A 20,164-nucleotide genomic window follows, 5' to 3' on the forward strand; every position below is an offset into this window, starting at 1 on the left:
TTCTTGTCGAAGGTTGTCGAGATAATTAACCTTGATTTCCATGCAGGCACCTAAATAGTCTTATGTGCCGGCACGGACACATAAAATTTCAAATATGATCTATAAGCCGAATCGCGGATAAGAAATTGACTTAAAAAAGGGAGCGGCCGGAGCCATGAATGCTGTTCGCACAGCGGCTGGCCCCAGCAGTGATGGGCCGTATTATAGAGTGATTTTGCGCAGTTGATAACTTTTGTCTGCGTTTTCAGCCTATTTATGGAAAATGCTTAAAATAAGAACGGATTAAGCGGAAATTCAGGACGCTGCTTTCAGCGGCCTCCTGATTTCATGGCATAAAATTTGCATTGCCATTTTAGAATTTTAAGCGTGATGCAGGCGAGCTAATGCAGTATAAATGCGACAGGATTATCCAAAACAGCAGCGGAAAAGGATTAACTTTCAATCCAGTATATACATATAAATACATAAAAAATATATGGATTTAATAGCACAGGCTGTATATTCCGGCGCAGGCTGAATATATTGTAAATCTCCGCGCAGGGGGATTTACTTTATTCCGCCGCATTTTTATAATCGGGCTTTTCAAGCCGGTTCATTGCGCTGGAAACTGTTAACTGCACAGTATAGGTTTATTAACTTTAGCTAAACTTATATTCGCGGTTAATTATAAATTCAGGTTTCAGGCAGGCATTAATTCTGCGCATAATATGCCCAAAACCTTGGCCCGCATGGCCCTCAGCTGCTGCTGGGTTTCAGCCTGAACAGCCGGCTGGATTAATATTCATATGCTGATGGAGTTAATAATGAGGATCTGTTTTGCTTCTGCAAAATATTAATATTGCTGGAAAAACTGCTGCGCTGCATCGGCTGCCTGCATTATAAATAAATCGAACATCATTATTGGGCTTCAGCCAATAAGATAATTTATGGGAGAATGCAGCATTTGAAACGGGTTGCTTTATTATTGAAATTAGATCTGCAAAGGCTCATATTAATTTTAATAATTTTATGTGTTTCCTGCTTATTTATCAGCTCAATTTTTATATTGAATTATTTAATCAAAGCGCAATTGATTGAGAGCTCCCTTTCTGTAAATCAAAAATATGCATCTAAAGTTGCCTTAAGCACGGATCAGTATTTCGAGAATATGCTGCAGGAGCTGAAGTACAGCGCGGCGATTATCGGGCAGGACTTTGCGGATAAAAAGCTGCTGCGGAGCGAAGTGCACCGCCTGAAATATCAGTCCAATAACTTTAACTCGGTGACTGTGATTGACAGCGCTGCGCAGATGCAGTGTTTTGAACCCAAAACTTTAAAGCTGAGCACCACCACCCCCTATACAACGCTGGGCATTACTGAATCATTAAGGCTGAAAAAAACCTATATTTCCCCGCCGTATCAAGCCACCTCCAAAAATCTGCTGGTGTTAATGTCGCAGCCGGTTTTCAGCCCGGACAGGCATTATTTAGGCATGATCACCGGTTCAATTTACCTGCATAAAAAAAATGTCATCAGCGAGATTTTATCAACCTCATATTCCTATAAAAAAAGCTATATGTATGTGATTGATCAGAAAAATAGGATTATCTATCACCCGGACAAAAAGCGGATTGGCGAAACCATAAAGAATAATAATGGGCTTGATTTTATGCTGCTGCAGAAGCAAGGCAATGTGCAGCTGACCAACAGCCAAGGCATTAAGAATTTGGCCGGTTTTGCCTATATTCCCAGCGTGAACTGGATTGTGGTTGCGCAGCAGCCGACCGAAGAGCTGTTTGAACAGGCGAATGCGATTATTTTCAAAGCTGCGGTCGGAATTTTTGTTTTTTATTTAATGATGTTCCTGGTGATCTGGAGGATTGCGCGCTACATCTCCTCTCCGCTGCATGGGCTGGCGCAAATGGCCGGCATGCTGACCAAGCCTGAAATTGAACAGCAGATTCAGGCAATTGATCCGTGGTATTTTGAAGTCATGCGCTTCCGCACGGCGCTGCTGTTCAGCTCTAAGCGCTTTAAAGATAAAATTTCCGAATTGAATCTGCACATCAACACCGACCCGCTTACCGGGCTGCATAACCGGCGCGGCATGCAGCTGTTTTTGGAAGAGCTGCAGACCATGCGGACTGAATTTGCCGTGCTGCTCATAGACATCGATTTATTCAAGCGGGTTAATGACACTTACGGCCATGATCAGGGCGATGCGGTACTGAAAAACTTAGCCGGCCATATGAAAAGCAATTTCAGAGATAATGATATCTGCTGCCGGATGGGCGGTGAAGAATTTGCCGTGCTGATGAGCACAGCAGACCGGGACGCGGTATTCAATGCTGCTGAAAGGCTGCGCAAAACCGTAGAGCAAAGCCCCACCAACGGCCTGCCTCCGGTAACCATTTCAATCGGCATCGCATTTTGGCCGCATGATTCCGAACACATTAAGGAAGTATTCAAGCATGCAGACAACCGGCTGTATCAGGCTAAAAATGAGGGGCGGAACTGCATCCGCTGACAGGCCTGACTCAGCGCCTGCGCGCTGCCCGCATGCAAAACTGAGGGATTGGCCATGCTGTATATCATCGGCATATTTGCGCTGCTGTTTATCATTCACCGCTACCGGCTGCAAGAAGCAGGCGCAGGAAGCAGCGAATATATGCTGTACATTCTTGTTTCACTGCTCATCACCTGCCTTTTCAGCGCCTACCGCGTTCTGAACTGACGAAACAGCTCAGCTGAAAAGCCTGAGGTTATGCGCTGGCAGCTGAGGGCAGAAAGCGCAGGCCAACCCCCGGCTCGGTAATGATGTATTTCGGCTGCAAGGCGTCATCATTCAGCTTGTTCCGCAGTTTCGCAACCAAAATTCTGAGATAATGCGTATCTTCCTGATGCGTCGGCCCCCACAAATCCTTCAAAATCTGCGGCTGCGTGATCAGCTGGCCTTTGTGCAGTGCCAGCAGGCTCAGCAGCTGGTATTCCTTGCGGGTTAATGCAATCAGCTGCTGCTGCAGAAAGACCTGGCGCCGCGCGAAGTCAATTTTCAGCGCGCCGTCATCAAAAACCGCCGATTCCACAGCCGCATGCTGATGCTGGCGCAGCAGCGCGCGGATGCGCGCCATCAATTCCTGCACGCTAAAAGGCTTGGTGACATAATCATTTGCGCCGGCATCCAGCAGCTTGACTTTTTCTTCTTCATTTGAACGGACAGATAAGACAATGACTGGCACGCGGGACCAAATGCGCAGCTCCGTCAGCACTTCGGCTCCATCCAGATCCGGCAGCCCCAAATCCAGAATGACCAGATCCGCCCCCTGCAAAGCCAGCAGCTCAAGGCCTTTTTCACCATTTTCGGCCAGCAGAACCTTGTAGCCCTGCGCCCGCAGGGCGATATCCAGAAATTTGCGGATCTGCGGTTCATCATCAATCACCAGCACATTGGTCATGGCGCTGGCGTTTACAGAAGCTGGGTCGGACATGCGGTTTCCTTAGCTGTTTTGCTGAATAGGCAGAACAATGCGGATGCATGTTCCCTTGCCGTTTTTTCCGGAAGAAGCGGAAATTTGCCCCATATGCGCGCCGACAATGGCTTTAACAATGGTCAGCCCTAAGCCGGTGCCGTACTGGCCGCGGTCGCCGCGCTCCATGGTATAGAACATATCAAAGATGCGGCTGCGCTCATCTTCCGGTATGCCCTGGCCCTGATCGCTGATGGCGATTTCGATCTGCGCGCTGTCCATTTCGGCGACATCAACCGTGACAGGCAGATGCTCCGGAGAAAACTTGGCCGCGTTTTCCAGCACATTGAACACCGCCTGCTCAATCAGGGCCGCATGCACATACAGGCTGGGCGCAGCTTCAGGCAGATGCACCGTGACCTGCGCTTTCGGCATATAGCGCTTGAGGCGGCGCACGGCTGAGCCGATCAGCTCATCCACGCCAATCCAGTCGCGCTTGAGGCTAAGCCCATCATGCCCTAAGCGGGTCATATCCAGCAAGTTCTGGATATAGCGGTCCAGCCGTTCGCCTTCCAAGCGGATGGCTTCCAGCAGGCTGTCCTGATCCTTTTCATCCATCGCATGGCGGTAGCTGCTCAGCGTGTCGGCCGCGCCAATCATTGAAGCCAGCGGGGAACGCAAGTCATGCGAAACTGAGGACAATAAGGCCGAGCGCAGCTTTTCCGTTTCGGAACTGACATTGGCAATTTCCAGCGCTTTGCTCAGCTGCGCGCGCGAAAGCGCCTGCGCAATGTACTCAATCATCGCCTCCGCCAGCCTTTTCTGTTCAGTCTGCAGCAGCTTTAAATGCTCGGGAAATTTCAGCCCGATGACGCCCAGGCACTGTTTGGAGGCCAGCACCGGCAAAAACCACCAGTCGCTTTCGGTCAGCGTCTGGGTAAAGCGGCCGGACGGCTGCAGGTTTTTATAGCTCCAGTCCGCCGATATCCGCTCTTTTCCGCTGAGCGCAGCGCTGCCGTCAGTCATCGGCTGTGCCGGGTCTTCCGGCAAATACAGCCAAGTTTCAGCTTTGAGGTTCTGTTCCAGAGATTTAACGGCAATTTCCTGAATTTGAGTTAAATCTACAGCCGCGGAAAGTTTCTGCCCTAAATCCTGCATGATGCTGTTATAGCTGTTGGCTGCCCTTAATGCAGTGACCTGCTCGCTGAGTTTTGACGCCAGGCGGCTGGCGATCAGCGCTGCCCCTAAAAACGCGATGACAGTCACAACGCCCTGATGCGCTGAAATTTGAAAAGTGAAGCGCGGGGGAATAAAAAAGAAATTATAGGCAAGGAAGAATAAAATTGCGGAAAATACCGCGGCGGCCATCCGGGTTTTCGATGCGACAAACACCACCGCAGTAATGAAAATGATCGACAGTTCTTCAATGCCTAAGTATTTTTCCCCTAAGCCGGCCAGAACAACACTGATGACGGTTGTGGCAGCAACATAACGCAGCTCCCGCAAGTTTAAAACCGCGCTTTTCTGCAGCAGGCGGTGCAGCGACGGCTTGTCTAAAACAATCGGTACGATGCTTAATTCAAAATTCGGCTGATAGCCCAGCAGCTGCTGAATCAGGCTGGGCTTTAAGCTGAATATGCGGGGCTTTTCAGGGTCCTGCGCCAGAACCAATGTGGAAATGCCACGCTCCAGCACATAATTGTACAGCGCTTTGGCATGCTGCCTGCCGTACAGGGTTTCCGTCATGCCCCCCAGCTGGCGGGTTAAATTCAGCGCCCGCTCTATTTCACGGCGCGCTGCGCTGCCGCTTTTTTCCGGCAGCGCAGCGTCATTGGAAAATGCCGCCACAGTCCAATTCGCCAGGCGGTTTTCGGCAATGCGGCAGCCCGCCCGCACCAAAGCTTCAGAATGGCCGTGGCCATCAATCAGAATTAAAATATGATTTCTTAACGGTATGGGCGCAAGTCCCTGCACCGCGAAATTTTCCCGCACATTGGCATCAACGTGGCTGGCTGCGGTCTGCATGGCGAGCTCACGCAGCGCAGTTAAGTTGGAGCCGCTGAAAAACGACTGCAAGGCCTGCTGCGCATGCTCAGGCATATAGACTTTGCCCTGTCCCAGCCTTTCCAGCAGCTCATTGACGGGCAGGTCAATCAGGCGGATATCGCGGATCCGCTCAAAAACGCGGTCTGGAACGGTTTCAGCAACCCGGATGCCGGTAATCTGCCGGATGACATCATTCAGGCTTTCCAGATGCTGAATGTTCATGGTGGTGAAGACATCAATGCCGGCATCCAGCAGTTCATTAATATCCTGCCAGCGTTTTTCATGCCGGCTGCCCGGCATATTGGTGTGCGCGAATTCATCCACCAGCACAATTGCAGGCCTTTGCTCAAGCACCGCATCCAAATCCATTTCTTCTAAATGCTGCCCCTGATATTCAATGACTTTTCTGGGAATCAGGCGCAGGCCGGCAAGCAGGTTTTCTGTTTCCGCGCGGCCATGGGTTTCAACATAGCCGATGATAATGTCCTTGCCCTGCAGGGAAAGCTCATGCGCCCGGGCCAGCATGGCAAAGGTCTTGCCTACGCCCGGCGCTGCGCCCAAAAATATGGTCAAGCGCCCGGACTGGTAGCGCTGGGTATGCTGCAGCAGCACATCCGCTTTGTTATTTCTGTTTTCGCTCATAATAGCTTCATTTTGGTGATATCCATACAGCGATTTCCAATGCGCCGCAGCCGGCTGGACTGGAAGCTGAAGGCAAATGCCCTCAAATTCAGCCCAGCCGGCGCTGGCTGCCTGTCAAGCCGCCAGTTTCAGCAGCCTGAAACGGGCGGAAAATTCTGCATTGCCCAAACCCAGCCCTGCATAGGCCCAGCGGGATGAGCAATGCGCGCAGGCGTTTACTGCATGCGGTCCAAGGCCAGATTCAGCTCCAGCACATTGACCCTTGCCTTGCCTAAAACACCCCAGACTGGCTGAATGGTCTGCTGCTGCACCAAATCCAGCACCTCCTGCTCAGGCAGATGCCTTGCTTCAGCCACGCGCCGCACCTGAATCAGCGCAGCCGCCGCGCTGATTTCAGGATCAATGCCGCTGCCGGACGCTGTCACTAAATCTGCAGGAATCTGCTCTTTGGCAACCTGCTCTTGCGCAGCAATGCTGTTCAGGCGCTCCTCAACCGCTTTATGCAGCTCAGGATTGGTTCTGGCCAGATTGCTGCCGGCCATGGCCATCGGATCATAATTGGCTGCCGATGGGCGCGGATGGAAATATTTGGCCTGCACAAAGGGCTGCGCCACTAAGCTTGAGCCTAAAATTCTATCATTTTCAACAATCATGCTGCCATTGGCCTGATCTGGAAACAGCATCTGCCCAAGGCCGGCCGCTGCGGAACTGTAGAGGAAACCGCACAGCCCCAAAGCAACGGCTGTCAAGCCAAGCGACGCTCTGGCCAGTGAGGCTGCAGAAGGCTGAATCAGCCGGTTATTTTCAATATTCATTTCATACACCTTAGACAATCATAAATTGGCTGATGACTAAATCAATGGCTTTGATGGCTGCAAAGGGCAGCAGCACGCCGCCGGCGCCGTAAATCAGCATGTTGCGGCGCAGCAGCTGGGTTGAGGTTGAAGGCTTGAATTTCACGCCGCGCAAAGCAATCGGAATCAGCAGCGGGATAATGACGGCATTGAAAATCAATGCGGAAAGAATCGCGCTTTCAGAACTGCCCAGCTGCATCACATTTAAAGCATCCATTTGCGGAATGGCGGCGACAAACAAAGCCGGCAAAATTGCAAAGTACTTAGACACATCGTTGGCAAGCGAGAAGGTGGTCAAAGCGCCGCGGGTAATCAGCTGCTGCTTGCCAATTTCCACCACCGCCAGCAGTTTGGTCGGGTCTGAGTCCAGATCCACCATATTGCCGGCTTCCTTGGCCGCCTGCGTCCCTGAATTCATCGCCAGTCCGATATCCGCCTGAGCCAATGCCGGCGCATCATTGGTGCCGTCACCGACCATTGCGACTAAATGCCCCTTATCCTGTTCCTTGCGGATGCAGGCCAGCTTGTCTTCAGGGCGCGCTTCAGCGATATAGTCATCCACTCCCGCTTCAGCAGCGATCGCGGCGGCGGTTAAGGGATTATCTCCGGTCACCATCACGGTTTTAATGCCCATTTCGCGCAGCCGGGCGAATTTCTCCTTAATGCCCTGCTTAATCACGTCGGAAAGCTCAATCACGCCTAAAATGTTCTGATCTTGCGCAACCACCAGCGGCGTTGCGCCCTTAGACGCCACCTGCGCCACGCGGGTTTTCAATTCACTATGATTTTCAATGCATTGTGCCGAAAATTTCAGAATGGCATCCAGCGCGCCCTTGCGGACTTTCCGTCCATCCGGCAGATTAATCCCGGAAATGCGCGCAGAGGCGTTAAAGGCGATGAATTCAGCCTGCTCCGGCTCAAGGACTTTTTCGCCCTGCTCTTTGGCCAGCGCCAGCACAGACTTGCCTTCCGGCGTCGGATCAGCCAGCGAGGTCAATACCGCCGCCTGACGCAGTTCAGCGTCCGTCACGCCGGCCAGCGGATAAAACGCCGTGGCCTGGCGGTCGCCGTAGGTAATAGTGCCGGTTTTATCCAGCAGCAGCACGTCAACATCTCCAGCCACTTCAACCGCTTTGCCTGATTTTGCAATGACATTGGCTTTTAAGGCGCGGTTCATCCCAGCGATGCCGATGGCCGGCAGCAGGCCGCCAATGGTGGTTGGAATCAGGCAGACCAGCAGAGCCACCAGCACAATCGGGCTGATTTCGATATTCAGGAAATGCCCGATAAACGGCAAGCTGAACACCACAGCAATAAACGTCACCGTCATCACCGTCAGTAAAATGCCAAGCGCAATTTCATTCGGCGTTTTCTGGCGGTTGGAGCCTTCAACCAGCGCAATCATGCGGTCAAGAAAGCTGTTGCCGGATTCAGCCGTCACCTGCACAATAATCCGGTCAGTCAGCACCTTGGTGCCGCCGATCACGCCCGATTTATCCGTTCCGGCTTCGCGCAGCACAGGCGCCGACTCTCCTGTTACGGCAGCTTCATTGATGGTGGCAAAACCTTGAATGATTTCGCCGTCCGCTGGAATCAGTTCGCCGGCGCGGACTTCAATCAGGTCATTCATTTTCAGGGCAGCCGCAGCGATCTGCACACCTTCCTGATCATTTTGAGAGCTTAAGCGCCGCGCGGTCAGATTCTGACGGGCCTGACGCAATGACAGCGCCTGCCCGCGGCCTTTCGCTTCAGCAACGGCTTCAGCATAATTGGCAAACAGCACGGTAATGAACAGAATCAGGCTGACAGACAGGCCAAAGCCTAAATTGGCCTGCCCTGCAACCGTGCTGATCAAGGTAATGACCGTACCCAGCCAGACGATCGCCATGACCGGATTTTTGACCGCATGCTGCGGCTGCAGCTTAATGAATGCGTTTTTCCACGCTTCGCCCTGCAGCCAAGTCGATACGGGCTTTGAAGCGCTGTGCGCCGGTTTATTTGCAGCGCTGCTGTTTTTAGAATGTATAGAATGATTCATCGTTTTTCCCCCCTTAGCCTTTCGCCAAGAGCAAATGATCTGCAATTGGCCCGAGCACCAGAACCGGCATAAATTGCAGCAAGGTCAGCATCACCACAATCGCAATAAGCGTTAAGGCAAATGTCGGTGTTTCAACTTTCAGGCTGCCGCTGCTTTCCGGCGCCTGACGCTTGGCCGCCAAACGGGCCGCAATCAGCAATGGAATAATCAGCGTTGGAAAGCGCCCTAACAGCAAGGCAAGGCTGCAAGTCACATTCCACCAAACCGTGTTGTCCGCCAAGCCTTCAAAGCCCGAACCGTTGTTGGCAAATGCGGAAACGTATTCATAAAGCACCTGAGAAACTGCGTGATATTGCGGATTGCTGTTTCCGGTCAGCTCAGGGAAAAACAGCGCAATGGAGGTCAGGCCAAGAATTACTGCAGGCTGAATCAGGATCACCGCAGCCAGCAGCTTGATTTCACCCGCTTCAATTTTCCGGCCAAACAGCTCAGGCGTGCGCCCGGTCATTAAGCCTGCAATAAACACGGCCAAAAACAGATAGATAATGAATTGCAGCAAGCCGCAGCCGATGCCGCCCCAAATCGCATTGATCAGCATATTGGACAGCGCCACCAAGCCGGTTAATGGCGCAGATGAATCATGCATCATGTCGACCGAGCCATTGTTGACCTGCGTCGTGACCGCAGCCCATACCGCTGAGGTGGCCTCGCCGAAACGGGCTTCCTTGCCTTCCATTGCTGTCAGCTGGGCTGAGGCCGCAGAAAGGCTTTCAGACCAAACGGCTGCAGTTGAAGACAGGAGCGACATCAGCAGCATGGAGCCGAAAACGAGGCCGGCGAATTTCGGGCGCTTGGTCAGGAAGCCCAGCATGAAAATTACCGATACAGGAATCAGCAGAATGGCCAGCATTTCCAGAAAATTCGACAGCGGTGTCGGGTTTTCCAGCGGCACGCTGCTGTTCGGGCCGTACCAGCCGCCGCCGTTGCTTCCCAGCTGCTTAATGGCGACCATCGGCGCAACAGGGCCTAAGGGAATTTTTTGCGTCTGCAGTTCTGCGGTCTGATCAAGCACCTGCACTTCAGGGCCGCCTTGAAACGTAGACGGCACGCCTTGGCTGGTCAGCATGACTGACCACAGCAGGCACAGCGGCAGCAGGAAGCGGAATGCAGGCCGGATGACATCCGCCCAATAGTTTCCGACATTGATCTGCTTGACTTTACTGGCGAAGCTTTGCGCCTGAGCGAAATCCGCAGGCGGGCTGGAGCGCTTAAAGAACAAGGCGCGGACGGTGGCAACCGCCATCGCCAGGCCCATCATCGGGGTAATGATCTGCAGGCCCACAATTCCGGCCATTTGCGACAGATAGGAAAGCTGCGCCTGACCCGAATAGTGCTGCTGGTTGGTATTGGTTAAAAATGAAATCATGGTATGCAGCGCCAAGTCCCATGACATATTCGGCGCCTGATTGGGGTTCAGCGGCAGCCATGCCTGCACCATGAACAGCACCCACGTCGCCAGCCCAATGGCAAGGCAGCTGCAGACGAAGCTGAGGGAATAGGTTTTGACATTCATGCCCTGCTTGGGATTGGTGCCTAAAGCGGCGTAAATCGGCTTTTCAATCCAGCTGAACAGCGGGTCAATTTTCATCTCGCGGTTCTGCATGATAGCCGCCAGATATTTGCCTAATGGATAAGCCAGAATGACCACAATGGCCAAAAGCAGAATAAACTCTAGCATGGCAGTTCTCCTGAAACAGAAGCGCCGGCATTTGAGTGAGGGTTATTTTGAGTCTTGCAGTTTTTTAAATTTGAGCAATGCTTAACATACAGTGAGGCTCTTTCTATAGCAGCCATGTTTTTCAATCCTAGACATCGGGGATATTCCGCTGTCCAGTATCTGAAAATTGGCCGTAAACTCTCTATTTCACTGCATGGGCCACGCGTAAAATTTCCGTAAAAAAAAGAAATTTCTTTATTTCTAATTTTCCTGAAATCAGTTAAAAAAGATCCTAATTTTTACACACCTTAACGTGTTTTATTTATGGAAAATTTAGAGCTGTTTAAAGCGCTGTTTCTGGGCTTCATTGAAGGGCTGACCGAGTTCCTGCCCATTTCAAGCACCGGCCATCTGATTCTTTTCGGCCACTTGATTGATTTCAAGTCGGATGACGGACGCGTTTTTGAAGTGGTCATTCAGCTTGGCGCCATATTGGCGGTGTGCTGGCTGTATAGGCAGAAAATCATTCACCTGGTCAAAGGCTTTTTTTCCGGCGATGCGCATGCCCGGCGCTTTGCCCTGAATGTGCTGATCGCGTTTATTCCCGCGGTTGTTATCGGCATTTTAGCGGTCGATTTCATTAAGCAGGTTTTATTCAGCCCGATTGTTGTGGCATGCGCTTTAATTTTAGGCGGGCTGGTTATTTTTGCGGTTGAGGCCCGGCAGCCTGTGCCGAAAACGCTGGAAGCGACGGATATCAGCATCAAGCAGGCGATTATTGTGGGGCTGGCGCAATGCACGGCGATGATTCCGGGCACATCGCGCTCCGGCGCAACCATTATCGGCGGCATGCTGTCAGGCCTGTCAAGGAAAGCCGCCACCGAATTTTCCTTCTTCCTTGCCATGCCGACCATGCTCGGCGCCGCGACTTATGACCTGTTCCGCAATGCGGATGTGCTCACGGCGGACAATCTGCTGAATATTTCCGTAGGATTTGTGGCGGCATTCATCGCGGCGTTTTTTGTGGTGAAAGCATTGGTCAAATTTGTAGAGAAGCACACCTTAAGGGTCTTTGCCTGGTACAGAATTGTTCTGGGAAGCATCCTGCTGTTTATATTTTATTTCTTAAGATAATCAACTTCTTTCATCATTCATTTTTTAAGTAATATTTAATTCACAATGGAAATTCCCTCTCCTTTTCAAGGAGAGGGCTAGGGAGAGGTTTATTTCCCCCCTCATCCTAAATTTTTTCAAAAGCCTTCAAAATAGTTCAGCTTCAGCGCAGAAGCCTGCATGCAATGTACGGCGCAAGCCATTCAGCTCCGCGCACTCCAATCCAAAATTAATTAAACCATTGTTTTCTATTTACTTTTAAACAACATGAATTCCATTCACGCCAAGCTAAGAATAATTCATCTTATTCATCAATATTTTATCTGCTTTAAAACTTAAAATGCCGGCACTGCAACTGCTTTAAGAGACCTGATGACCGACATTGCGCGCCAAACCTTAAGCCTGCCGAAAGGGCACGATAAACTGCTGCTGCATTCATGCTGCGCGCCCTGTTCCGGCGAGGTGATGGAAGCATTAATTCATTCCAGCATCGACTTCTCAATCTTTTTTTATAATCCGAATATTCATCCGGTCAAAGAGTATCTGATCCGCAAGGAAGAAAACATCCGCTTTGCCGAGAAGCATAATATTCCCTTTATTGACTGCGATTATGATACCGACAACTGGTTTGAGCGCGCTAAAGGCATGGAAAATGAGCCTGAAAAAGGCATCCGCTGCACCATGTGTTTTGACATGCGCTTTGAGCGCACGGCTTTATACGCCCATGAGCACGGCTTCAGCTTAATCAGCAGCTCATTGGGCATTTCCCGCTGGAAAGACATGAAGCAGATTAACGGCTGCGGCCTGCGGTCAGCTGCGCATTATCCGGATATTCAGTATTGGGACTACAACTGGCGCAAAAGCGGCGGCGCGCACCGCATGATTGAAATCAGCAAGCGGGAAGAATTCTATCAGCAGGAATACTGCGGCTGCGTCTATTCGCTGCGCGACACCAACCGCTGGCGCATGGGCAATGGGCGCGACCGGATTAAGCTCGGGGTGAAGTTCTATTCTAATGCGATGGATGAAGACCCGTCCTAATACAGGCCTGATTTTATGACCTGTATGACTTGCCTCAAATCAATCCTGCAGATGGCGCATACGCACTTGCATAAAACGCTAAGCTTGCTGCCATCTTTAACAGCAAGCTTAAATTAAAATGCTATGCCGCCTTTAGGTTCAGCGCATACAAATCCGCAAAAGCCGCCAGAAGCTTCAAATGCTCATCCGCAGCAGTCACGTAAATGCGCTGCTCCTGAAGCTGCACAGCCTGCTCCGCTTCAAAATAGGCAAGCGCGCGGTCAATTTCTGCGGGCAGTTCAGCTTCCGGCCATTTTAAGAAAAACTGCTTTTTAAGCTCTGGATACGCCTGCAGGGCCTGCGATTTCAGCTCAGCGGCGTCAATTTCAGCATTGCCCTCCGCCAGCTGCGCTTGCAGCAGATGCGCAACCAAGGCTGCTAAAATAAAGGTATGCAGAATATTATTGCTGAAGTATTTGAGCAAAGCGTCCTGCGTTTCACAGACTTTCACCCAGCGCTCATTATCATGTTCAATAAATTCAATCTGCTTCAGCTTCACTGCATATTGAATAATTTCATGACTGGACAAGCCGGTGATCTGCATGCGCGCATCATAGCGGTTCTGCTTTAAGAAACTGCGGAACTGCTCCAGGCGCTGCAGCACATCACGTTCAGCCAGCGAATGGGTTGGCGCATTCAGCAGCACCAGTGAAATTAAGCTGACCGGGTTAATCACCACGGCTTTATTGATATTTTCCAGAATATCTTCCGCCACCGCGCTGACCGTTTCCTTGACGGCAGCCGGCAATTCCTCATGCAGCCCGACATGTTCCGGCGCATGATTCTGCTTGAGCAGGTCATCCAGAAATACCGGCTCGCCAAAGTTGACATGCACCATGCCAAAGACTTTTTCAATTTTCTGAATGGATTTCAGCAAGCCGAATAAGGATTCCGCCTGCTTCTTTTGGCCGCCCAATTCTTTGATATACGAAGCGCCTTCCAGCAGCTTTTCATAGCCGAAATAAGTCGGAATAAAGGCAATCGGCTTGCTGTTGCCGCGCAAATGGCTCTGAATGGTCATAGCCAGCATGCCTTTTTTCGCAGGCAGCAGCAGGCCGGTGCGCGATCGCCCGCCCTCAACAAAGTATTCCAAAGGCGTATTGCGGCTGAGCAGGCTGTGCACATACTCCTTGAATACCGCCGTGTACAGGGCATTGCCGCTGAAGCTGCGGCGGATAAAGTACGCCCCTGCGCCGCGCATGATCTGCCCGACTGCCGGCAGGTTCAGGTTAATGCCGGCTGCAATATGCGGCACCATCAAGCCGCGCCGGTGAATCACAAAGGACAGCAGCAGGTAGTCAATATGGCTGCGGTGGCACGGCGTATAAACCAGCTCATAGTCTTTGGACAGTTCGCGCACCATGTCAAAATTATGCACTTCAATGCCGTCATACAGCTGTGTCCAAAGCTTGGTTAAGGCAATGTCGGCAAAGCGGATGGTTGAATAGGAAAAGTCTGAAACAATTTCATCCAGATAGCTTTTCGCCAGATTTTCCGCTTCGCTGATGCTGATTTTTTTATGAATGCTCTCGGTTAAAATCGCCTCTTTCACCGCATCGGTCATCATCAGCTTGTTGATGACGTTGCGCCGGTCTGACAAGTCCGGCCCTAAAATCGCTTCTTTATACTGGTTGAATAAAGTATTCAGTTCAGTGACAACATAGTGCGCCGGAGAAAAGTTCGGCGTCACTTCCGTTGCGGTCTGAATCAGCTGGCGCAGCGAAACCGCCTGATGAAACTCAATGAAGTTTTCACGGCCGTACAGCGTAATGTTTAACGCCTGCTTGATGCCTGTCGGCTTGGTCCATGCATCCGCCATCAGCGCCTTATACCAGCTGTCTTCATTTTCCGGCGCGCGCCCCCACAGCACAGTCACCGGCACCAAGAGCACATCGGCCTCGGGATGCCTGAGCAAATGCTCCACCAGGCGGATCAGCTTATCCGGATAGAACGAAGAGGCGTTTTTTTTGCTGGCTTCGAGGGTCAGGAAAGAATCATCCTCCTGATAAGCGCCAAAGCTCAAAGGCGCAAAAGCTGAGCTTAAATGGCGCTTTTCCGTTTCATTATCAATCAGCACTTTATTTGAGGTTGAGTCATCCTGAATGACGTAGCAGATAGGATGCCGATCAGGATTTTCAATATTTAATTTGCTTTCCAGAACCTGCGTATCGCCCAAAACCTGCGGGCTGACAATTTTATCTAAAACTTTCTTTGTGAATTTTCTGTAAAAATTTTGATAAGCATTCGTTGCCATGTGTCTCTCAACAGTTTTTCTATACAGATATTATGATCGAAATAATACCTGCAGTTGAAGCTGAATGGGAGATAAATTATTTATCCATATATTTTTTGTCCAGCCTGCAGTCTGGCGCATGCAGGCCTTTGCTGATATTTCTTAAGGCTGCGCTTAGGCCCAAATCACCATAATGGCGGCGGTAACCACCAGCAGCAGCCCCCAGTGATCGGAACGGGCCAGTTTTTCTTTAAAAAAATACGCTGAAATCAGCAGGCTGAATAAAATTTCGATTTGGCCCAAGGTTTTTACAATCGCTACAGACTGCATGCTCATGGCGCTAAACCAGCCTAAAGATGCCAGAAAACTGCAGACGCTGACTCTGAATGTCAGGCCAATCCGGCGCCGCATGGCCTGCAGGGTTTTGCGGCTGAAAATCAGCAGGTACAGCAGCATGGTTATGCATTGAAACGCAATCACGCACAGCAGCACCCAGGCCGCCCGGTGCAGAAACGGCAAATGGGTTAATTCCAGACTGGCTTCCCGCACCAGCAGTGAAGTAATGGCAAAGCTTAGCCCGCTGCCGATTCCAATCGCCAGTGTCGGCAGCGACAGCTGCTGCAGCTGTCCGCCTTTGCTTAATAAAAACACGGCGGCGGCGCCAATGGCGACTCCGGCCCAGCCAAGAAGCGTTAAGTGCTCCTGCAGCAGCATTACGCCAACCAGCGCGGCTAAAATCGCTTCACTTTTGGCCAGCCCCACGCCTATCGCGTAGTTTTTCTGCTTGAACAGCAGCACCATCAGAATGGTGGCTAAAATCTGGCTTGAACCGGCAATCACCACATACAGCCAGAATTTATCCGTGAACTGCACTTTTACAGGAATGTCCTGCTGATGATACAGCCAGGTGATGTACAGCAGCGCAAACGGCAGAGCAAAAAGAAAGCGCGCCAGCGTCACGCCGTAGACATCGACTGTGGCGCTCAGCTGTTTCTGAAATGCATTGCGCCATGACTGCATGAAGGCCGCCATGAGCGTAAAAAGAATCCAGCTTGAGAACATGGCCAATCCAAAAAACTGCAGATGATGAGATGCTTAATCTACGCTTTTTATTCAAATTTTTCGAGCAGATTAAGCGGTTTAAGGCATCTTAATCGTTATGCTTCAGCCAAGCATTTTTTATGAATGTGCAATTAGCCTTAAGTTCTGCGCTGCTGCCTGCCTCCAGCAAAAAGGCCGATTCAAAAGTTGAACCGGCCTTTGCCTGCGTGCCTGAAGTTATTGCGCTCAGCTTTCCAGCAGCGCATTGCCGTACAGCTCGCGCAGGTCTTTTTTCAGCATTTTTCCGGTGCCGCTTAAGGGAATGCTGTCAACAAAAATTACTTTGTCCGGAATCTGCCATTTCGCGACTTTATCGGCATAGTAGTCTAAAATTTCAGCTTCAGACAGTTCTGCTTCAGGCTTCTTCACCGCAATCAGCACCGGGCGCTCATCCCATTTCGGATGAACTGCGGCGATGACCGCAGCCATGGCAATTTTAGGATGGCCCATGGCTAAATTTTCCAGCTCGACCGAGGAAATCCATTCGCCGCCGGACTTAATCAGGTCTTTGGAGCGGTCTCTGATTTTTAAGAAGCCGTCTTCATTCAGGGTGGCAATGTCGCCGGTATCAAACCAGCCGTCAGCAGTTAAGGCTGACGCGGCTTTGCCGAAGTAATTGCTGATAATCCAGTGGCCCTTGATTTGCAAATTGCCTGAAGTCTGGCCATCGCGCCCCAGTTCATGCGTGCCTTTTTCCTCATCTGTAATGCGCAGGTCAACGCCGAATGGCGGCCGGCCTTGCGACAGGCGGATCTGCAGCTGCTCTGCATCCGATAGATGCTGATGCTTGGCTTTGAACTGGCAGGCGGAGCCGAGCGGGCTGGTTTCCGTCATGCCCCAGGCATGAATGGTTTCACAGCCAAACTGCTCTTTAAAGGTTTTCAGCATGGCGGGCGGACAGGCTGAGCCGCCAACGACATTGCGCTTTAAGCTGTCAAGCTTTGAGCCTGACTGCTGCGCTGCGTTAATCAGCCCCTGCCAGATGGTCGGCACGCCTAAAGCCACCGACACCTGGAAAGTATCAATCATATCCGCCAGGCTGGCGCCGTCCAGCCCCGGCCCCGGCCCCGGCAGCACCAGGGTGCAGCCGGTCATCGCCGCCGCATACGGCGTGCCCCATGCATTGACATGAAACATCGGCACAACGGGCATCATAATGTCGCGCGCGGAAACATTCAGTGAATCCGGCAGGCAAATGGCATAGCTGTGCAAAACGGTGGAGCGGTGGCTGTACAGCACGCCCTTGGGATTGCCTGTTGTGCCTGAGGTGTAGCATAAAGAGCTGGCTGTCTGTTCATCAAATACTGGCCATTCAAAAGCAGCCGGCTGCTGCGCAATCAGCTCATCGTAAAATTTAACGTCCGGCAGCTGTTCCGCAACGGCGGCATCCGGCGCATCCAGGCAAATATAATGCTCGACGCTTTTCAGCATGGGCTTCACGGCTTTAATCAGCGGCAAAAAGGTTTTATCAAACAGCAGCGCTTTATCGGCCGCGTCATTGATAATAAACACCAGCTGTTCCGGGAGTAAGCGCGGGTTGATGGTATGGCAGACCATGCCGCTGCCTGAAATCGCGTACCATGACTCCAGATGGCGGTGGTTATTCCATGCAATGGTTGCAATGCGGTCGCCGAACTGCGCGCCTAGAGCCTGCAAGGCATTGGCAAAACGCTTGCTGTTTTCATGCACTTTGCCCCATGTGGTTTCGGTGATGCTTAAATCAGTATTTTTGGAAATCACCGGACTGTCTGCGTGATAGCGTCCCGCGTGTTCAATCATGCTGCTGATTAATAAAGGCTGAAACATCATATTGCCAAGCATCCTGTACTCTCCTTATGCTTTTTTTCCATTTTTTCAGCCAAACTGGCCATTTTTGCTGCCGTCTTGTTATTTGCGGATGTATAAAGCTGCATACATCAATGCTGTGTATCTGTTTTAACCTAGAACTGAGGCTTTTTCTACTGTTTTATTCAGTAGCAAATGCCGGATCTGCTGTATGCGGCAAGGACGGAAATGCTCTAGAAAAGAAAAAATGCACGGCGCAAAAAAACCGCTTAGCGCATGCTGAGCGGTAAGGAAAGCGCAGCGGCAGCCCTGCCGGCCGGCGGCGTTCAGCCCATATTTATTTTATCTGCATTGATGGCGACAATTACGCCAATGCAGAATAGCCCTGCGTATAAAGAAAACCACAAGAGCATGTTTTTAAAAGCTTTATCAGAAAGGCTGCTGTCTGCGTATTTCGGGGCTTTGCTGTCCTGATTTTCCTGTTTCATCACATTCACCTGCTGGCTTTTAGGAGTCTGTGTTTATTATCTGAAAGGCATAGCGCAAACAGTAGATACAGAATTCAGCTAAAAAAATATAACAGATCAGGCATAAAAAGCCGCAACTGTTATAGTTTTGACTCAAAATATATTAATATAGCACAGCTTATAGATACAGCCGGAATGCGCAGCGCATATGTACAAGTCGGAACTGCTGGCGCAGAATATCCGCCAGCTCATTGAAAATGGCTCATGGCAAGCGCATGAAAAATTGCCGTCATTGCGCGAGCAGACGCAGCTGTCAGGCTACAGCCTGATTACCGTGCTGAATGCCTATCAGGAACTGGAAGCGCAGGGCTTGCTCTATGCGAAAGGCAAATCCGGCTACTATGTGGCCGAGCGGAATAAGGCCCTGCCTGCGCACGTTCCGGAAGTCAGCCTGAATAAAGCGGTGCAGATCAACTCGGCGGTATTTCATTATTTAAAGTCAATTCAGACTGACGGAATTCTGCCTTTCGGTTCCGCCTTTCCTAATCCTGAACTGCTGTATAACCAGAAATTCATGCAGCTGCTGGCGCAGCATGCCAAGCGTAAGCACAGCTATTTAAACAATGACAATATGCCGCCCGGGAATCTGGCGCTGCGGACAATCATTGCCAACCGCTATGTGCTGCAAGGAGTGCAATGCACACCGGATGATATTGTCATTACATCCGGCGCTTTAGAGGCGCTGAATCTTTCCCTGCAGGCCTTGACCCGGCCCGGCGACTTTATCCTGCTGCAGCAAAGCGTATTTTACGGCGCATGGCAGGCAGCCGAACGCTTAGGGCTGCAGGTGATCAGCATTCCTGAACATCCGCAGCTGGGTTTTGATCTTGAATCGTTTGAACAGGCGCTCAAGCAGTACCCGATTAAAGTCTGCTGGCTGATGCTGAATGCGCAGAACCCGATTGGCTTTACCGTCAGCAATGCCATAAAGCAGCGCATTGCCGGGCTGCTGCATGAATATCAGGTGCATCTAATTGAAGATGATGTCTATCAGGAGCTTAGTTACGGCGGGCAAAGGCCTCTGCCGATGACTTATTTTGATCAGCACCGCCGGGTGCTGCACTGTTCCTCATTTTCTAAAACGCTGGGCATGGGAACGCGCATCGGCTGGGTGCATGCCGGGCCTTTTTCAGACGCAATTCAGCATCTGCAGCTGATGAGCACGCTGTCCGCCAGCCCCCTGATTCAAAATGCGCTGGTGGATTTTTTATCGCATCATCATTATGAAAAGCATTTGCGCCATCTGCGCAAGCAGCTGGAAAAACACAAGAAAAAGTTTCATCAATTTTTAAAGCAGCATTTACCTGCCGAAAGCGAAATTTATTGCTACTCCAGTGGCTATTTCCTTTGGCTGAAACTGCCGGATCAGTGCGACAGCTTTGCGGTGCATCAGCAGATGCTGGCCGAGAAAATCGGCGTTGCGCCCAGCCTGTTGTTCCGTCCGGAAAATATTGCGCAGAATTTTATCCGCCTGAACTGCTCCTATGAATGGAATGCGGACATTGAAAGCGCCATGCTGAAATTATGTGCGTGCGTTGCGCAGTGCAAAGAAAAAGCCTGACCGCATAAGCGGTCAGGCTTT

At 51.0% G+C, this 20,164-nt stretch carries 14 protein-coding genes; 5 read left to right on the forward strand and 9 right to left on the reverse strand.

Annotated features, from left to right (window positions below; all coding sequences use genetic code 11):
- Positions 1-943 precede the first annotated feature (943 nt).
- Positions 944-2,506 (forward strand): sensor domain-containing diguanylate cyclase, encoded by a 1,563-nt coding sequence (locus tag RSA72_RS04070; protein WP_443098279.1) that lies wholly within the window; start codon positions 944-946, stop codon positions 2,504-2,506.
- A 54-nt stretch (positions 2,507-2,560) separates the two neighbouring features.
- The gene (locus tag RSA72_RS04075) at positions 2,561-2,713 is read left to right on the forward strand and encodes a hypothetical protein (RefSeq protein WP_332621995.1); all 153 of its coding nucleotides are present in this window, start codon (positions 2,561-2,563) and stop codon (positions 2,711-2,713) included.
- Between the two features lie 28 nt (positions 2,714-2,741).
- Here RSA72_RS04075 and RSA72_RS04080 read toward each other — a convergent pair whose 3' ends face one another.
- The 5 genes from RSA72_RS04080 to kdpA form a co-directional block, all read right to left on the reverse strand.
- On the reverse strand, positions 2,742-3,467 hold the full coding sequence (locus tag RSA72_RS04080) for a response regulator (RefSeq protein WP_332621996.1): 726 nt from the start codon (positions 3,465-3,467) through the stop codon (positions 2,742-2,744).
- 9 nt (positions 3,468-3,476) lie between these two features.
- On the reverse strand, positions 3,477-6,134 hold the full coding sequence (locus RSA72_RS04085; protein ID WP_332621998.1) for a sensor histidine kinase KdpD: 2,658 nt from the start codon (positions 6,132-6,134) through the stop codon (positions 3,477-3,479).
- A 215-nt stretch (positions 6,135-6,349) separates the two neighbouring features.
- Positions 6,350-6,949: a potassium-transporting ATPase subunit KdpC gene (kdpC, locus tag RSA72_RS04090; RefSeq protein WP_332621999.1), complete on the reverse strand. Its 600-nt coding sequence runs from the start codon at positions 6,947-6,949 to the stop codon at positions 6,350-6,352.
- A 10-nt stretch (positions 6,950-6,959) separates the two neighbouring features.
- The gene (gene kdpB / locus RSA72_RS04095) at positions 6,960-9,026 is read right to left on the reverse strand and encodes a potassium-transporting ATPase subunit KdpB (protein WP_332622001.1); all 2,067 of its coding nucleotides are present in this window, start codon (positions 9,024-9,026) and stop codon (positions 6,960-6,962) included.
- A gap of 13 nt (positions 9,027-9,039) precedes the next feature.
- Positions 9,040-10,764, reverse strand: coding sequence for a potassium-transporting ATPase subunit KdpA (gene kdpA, locus RSA72_RS04100; RefSeq protein ID WP_332622002.1), 1,725 nt, complete (start codon positions 10,762-10,764; stop codon positions 9,040-9,042).
- 303 nt (positions 10,765-11,067) lie between these two features.
- Here kdpA and RSA72_RS04105 point away from each other — a divergent pair, with 303 nt between their 5' ends.
- The gene (locus RSA72_RS04105) at positions 11,068-11,877 is read left to right on the forward strand and encodes an undecaprenyl-diphosphate phosphatase (protein WP_332622004.1); all 810 of its coding nucleotides are present in this window, start codon (positions 11,068-11,070) and stop codon (positions 11,875-11,877) included.
- Positions 11,878-12,228: 351 nt separating this feature from the next.
- Complete coding sequence (locus tag RSA72_RS04110; RefSeq protein ID WP_332622005.1) at positions 12,229-12,897, forward strand: epoxyqueuosine reductase QueH; 669 nt, start codon at positions 12,229-12,231, stop codon at positions 12,895-12,897.
- Positions 12,898-13,018: 121 nt separating this feature from the next.
- Here the strand turns inward: RSA72_RS04110 and plsB are convergent, their stop codons facing one another.
- From plsB to RSA72_RS04130, 4 genes are all read right to left on the reverse strand, one after another.
- Positions 13,019-15,190 (reverse strand): glycerol-3-phosphate 1-O-acyltransferase PlsB, encoded by a 2,172-nt coding sequence (gene plsB, locus RSA72_RS04115; protein WP_332632788.1) that lies wholly within the window; start codon positions 15,188-15,190, stop codon positions 13,019-13,021.
- Between the two features lie 153 nt (positions 15,191-15,343).
- Positions 15,344-16,231 (reverse strand): DMT family transporter, encoded by an 888-nt coding sequence (locus RSA72_RS04120; RefSeq protein ID WP_332622615.1) that lies wholly within the window; start codon positions 16,229-16,231, stop codon positions 15,344-15,346.
- Positions 16,232-16,456: 225 nt separating this feature from the next.
- Positions 16,457-18,091 carry a long-chain-fatty-acid--CoA ligase gene (locus RSA72_RS04125; RefSeq protein WP_332622616.1) on the reverse strand — a complete coding sequence of 545 codons (1,635 nt, stop codon included), beginning with the start codon at positions 18,089-18,091 and terminating at the stop codon, positions 16,457-16,459.
- A gap of 290 nt (positions 18,092-18,381) precedes the next feature.
- The gene (locus RSA72_RS04130; protein WP_332622617.1) at positions 18,382-18,543 is read right to left on the reverse strand and encodes a hypothetical protein; all 162 of its coding nucleotides are present in this window, start codon (positions 18,541-18,543) and stop codon (positions 18,382-18,384) included.
- A 187-nt stretch (positions 18,544-18,730) separates the two neighbouring features.
- Here RSA72_RS04130 and RSA72_RS04135 point away from each other — a divergent pair, with 187 nt between their 5' ends.
- Complete coding sequence (locus RSA72_RS04135; RefSeq protein WP_332622618.1) at positions 18,731-20,143, forward strand: aminotransferase-like domain-containing protein; 1,413 nt, start codon at positions 18,731-18,733, stop codon at positions 20,141-20,143.
- The last annotated feature ends 21 nt before the right edge of the window (positions 20,144-20,164 follow it).

Origin of the sequence: Acinetobacter sp. (assembly GCF_036659555.1) — a bacterium.
Classification (GTDB): Bacteria; Pseudomonadota; Gammaproteobacteria; order Pseudomonadales; family Moraxellaceae; genus Acinetobacter.

Bases quoted from the DNA above. Each gene is read 5' to 3' on its own strand.
- RSA72_RS04125 (WP_332622616.1), bottom strand. From the start codon at position 18,091: ATGCTTGGCAATATGATGTTTCAGCCTTTATTAATCAGCAGCATGATT.
- RSA72_RS04130 (WP_332622617.1), bottom strand. From the start codon at position 18,543: ATGAAACAGGAAAATCAGGACAGCAAAGCCCCGAAATACGCAGACAGC.
- RSA72_RS04135 (WP_332622618.1), top strand. From the start codon at position 18,731: ATGTACAAGTCGGAACTGCTGGCGCAGAATATCCGCCAGCTCATTGAA.
- plsB (WP_332632788.1), bottom strand. From the start codon at position 15,190: ATGGCAACGAATGCTTATCAAAATTTTTACAGAAAATTCACAAAGAAA.
- RSA72_RS04105 (WP_332622004.1), top strand. From the start codon at position 11,068: ATGGAAAATTTAGAGCTGTTTAAAGCGCTGTTTCTGGGCTTCATTGAA.
- RSA72_RS04075 (WP_332621995.1), top strand. From the start codon at position 2,561: ATGCTGTATATCATCGGCATATTTGCGCTGCTGTTTATCATTCACCGC.
- kdpC (WP_332621999.1), bottom strand. From the start codon at position 6,949: ATGAATATTGAAAATAACCGGCTGATTCAGCCTTCTGCAGCCTCACTG.
- kdpA (WP_332622002.1), bottom strand. From the start codon at position 10,764: ATGCTAGAGTTTATTCTGCTTTTGGCCATTGTGGTCATTCTGGCTTAT.
- RSA72_RS04085 (WP_332621998.1), bottom strand. From the start codon at position 6,134: ATGAGCGAAAACAGAAATAACAAAGCGGATGTGCTGCTGCAGCATACC.
- RSA72_RS04080 (WP_332621996.1), bottom strand. From the start codon at position 3,467: ATGTCCGACCCAGCTTCTGTAAACGCCAGCGCCATGACCAATGTGCTG.
- kdpB (WP_332622001.1), bottom strand. From the start codon at position 9,026: ATGAATCATTCTATACATTCTAAAAACAGCAGCGCTGCAAATAAACCG.
- RSA72_RS04120 (WP_332622615.1), bottom strand. From the start codon at position 16,231: ATGTTCTCAAGCTGGATTCTTTTTACGCTCATGGCGGCCTTCATGCAG.
- RSA72_RS04110 (WP_332622005.1), top strand. From the start codon at position 12,229: ATGACCGACATTGCGCGCCAAACCTTAAGCCTGCCGAAAGGGCACGAT.